The organism is Mesorhizobium sp. M0983 (assembly GCF_040318975.1).
In the GTDB taxonomy this organism is placed as follows: Bacteria; Pseudomonadota; Alphaproteobacteria; order Rhizobiales; family Rhizobiaceae; genus Mesorhizobium.
Genome location: NZ_JAMYNH010000059.1, coordinates 1 through 1,751 on the forward strand (window position 1 = coordinate 1; position 1,751 = coordinate 1,751).

Annotated in this window: 3 protein-coding genes; all 3 read right to left on the reverse strand. The window is 59.2% G+C overall.

The genetic code is table 11. The annotated features are described in order from the left end of the window. Nucleotides 1-157 (reverse strand): ATP-binding cassette domain-containing protein (locus tag NKH71_RS33280; RefSeq protein ID WP_352896618.1); only part of this gene is annotated, 157 nt, incomplete at its 3' end. A 126-nt stretch (nucleotides 158-283) separates the two neighbouring features. After that, nucleotides 284-1,303: an ABC transporter permease gene (locus tag NKH71_RS33285; RefSeq protein WP_352896621.1), complete on the reverse strand. Its 1,020-nt coding sequence runs from the start codon at nucleotides 1,301-1,303 to the stop codon at nucleotides 284-286. After that, nucleotides 1,303-1,751 (reverse strand): ABC transporter permease (locus tag NKH71_RS33290; protein WP_502900462.1); only part of this gene is annotated, 449 nt, incomplete at its 5' end. The genes NKH71_RS33290 and NKH71_RS33285, both read right to left, overlap by 1 nt.

Sequence of the window (1,751 nt, forward strand, 5' to 3'; positions counted from 1 at the left end):
ACGTTTTGATGAGGGTGGACTTGCCGGCGCCGTTGTCGCCGAGAAGGCAAAGCACTTCGCCGGCGCGCACCCTCAGCGAAATATCGTGCAGGACATCGATCGGACCGAAGGATTTGTTGACGCTTTTCAGCTCGAGAATGGCAGGTTTGTCGTTCATGGCGTGCTCACTCTTCATCTGCGAACCGGCTTGCCTGATGCGATTGATCGGCGACCGTGTTCATAGAAGCACGATGCTCGTTGATCGAAGCGACCGCTGGGCACGGCTCCTGTGGCAACTCGTTTCTCATGGGTTTGCTGGCTCTCGCGGCAGGGTTCGCTTGCTCCGCGGTCTGAAATACAGAGCCAAGTCGCGGAACGACTGGTTCATCACCACGGCCAGCAGGAGCATCACACCGATAATCAGGTTCGACCAGTTTCGGTCGATCTGGGTGAAGTAGATGCCCTGGCTGACGATGGCGAAGGTGATGGTGCCCACGAAAATACCAACAACCGAACCGAAACCGCCGGTAAGCAGCACACCGCCCACCACCACGGACACGATGGCATTGAAGATGAAGCTCATGCCGCCGGAGACCTGGGCGGAGTTGAACAGGATCGCCTGACAGATGCCGACGAAAGTGGCGCTGACCGCGGACAACACAAACAGCGCAATTGTCATGCGGTTCGTCGGAATGCCGGCGTTGCGGGCGCTGACCTTGTCGCCGCCCATTGCAAACAGCCAATTGCCGTAGCGGGTCTTGTGAAGAGCGAAGCCTATGACAGCGGCGAACGCCACCCACCAGACGATGACGACCTGGTGACTGCCACCGATCAACTGTCCGAAGAGGAATTTCGCCCAGTCCGGCGCCGTTAGGGCAACGCTGGCATTGCCGGTCAGAAGCACGGAGGCACTTAGCACCACCCCCTGCATGGCGACCAGCGTGGCCAGCGTGATGATCAGCGAAGGCACCGAGGTTCGGATCGTGAGCAGGCCGTTGACCAGGCCGACCGCCACTCCGACAGCCAGCGCCCCAGCGATTCCTACCGAGATGGGCAGCCCGTAGTAGCCGGTCAGGATGGCGGTGGTCATTGAACCGGCGGGGATCAACGCGCCGATCGAAATGTCGAGTTCGCCAGCGATCATCAGCAGCCCGACGGGAATGGCGACAATGCCGAGATTTGCCGCGAAATTGACCCAACTCGCCGCGCCAACCAGCGTGCCCAAACTGGCGCCGCCGAACAGAACGAAGAACAACACCACGCCGACGAGACTGAGGATCGAGCCGGCCTCGGGACGGCGCAGTACCGATTTGATTGCGTCCATTATGACGGTCCCCCGTTCTTCAACGAATAGCTGAGGGCCAGCTGCCGGAAGGTGTCGTTTGTCAGCACCGCGATCAAAAGAAGCGCGCCGATTATGACGCTTCCGATGTTGGGATCCATGCTCGTGAAGTAGATGCCTTGATTCACAATCGAGAAGGTAATCGTGCCAAACACGATGCCAACGATCGAGCCGAAGCCGCCCGTGAGCAGAACGCCCCCGATGACCACACACATGATGGAATTGAAGATAAAGGACTGACCAGCCAGGACCTGCGCACTCTGGTAGACCATCACCTCGCTGACCCCAACGAAAGCGGCGCTGAAGCCGGACAGCATGAACAGACCGATGGTCAGCCGTTTGGTCGGAATGCCGACATTACGCGCGCTCTCCTTGTCACCGCCGAGTGCATAGATCCAGTTGCCTATCGGGGAGATGTGCAATAGCCAGA